The sequence below is a fragment of the Scandinavium manionii genome (genome assembly GCF_024764775.1).
Lineage (GTDB): Bacteria > Pseudomonadota > Gammaproteobacteria > Enterobacterales > Enterobacteriaceae > Scandinavium > Scandinavium manionii.
Window position 1 is genome coordinate 1 of record NZ_JALIGC010000009.1, and the last position, 326, is coordinate 326.

Genomic DNA, 326 nt, shown 5'->3' on the forward strand with positions numbered 1-326 from the left:
TACGATGAACCCCGAACACGTGGCAGAGAGAGGCCACTGGATAACGCGCCCTGAGTTTCCCGATTAACGAGAACTGTTCAGGGAGTCTGACATCAAGAGCGCGGTAGCCTTTTTTAATATTTCGTTTCCATTTCAATACGTTGCAGCTTTTTCTTTAGCTCACGTATTTCGATTTGTTCCGGGGTTATTGGAGAGGCGATTGACGTTTTGCCCTGCCGTTCATCACGCAGCTGTTTTACCCATTTCGTCATCGTAGAAAGGCCAACGTCCATGGCCTTCGCTGCCTGAGCGGCAGTGTAATTTTGATCGACAACCAACTGGGCTGA

Annotated in this window: 1 pseudogene; it reads right to left on the reverse strand. The window is 49.1% G+C overall.

The window, feature by feature from the left end:
* Positions 1–326, reverse strand: a pseudogene (locus MUU51_RS00050) (transposase); the annotation flags it as partial.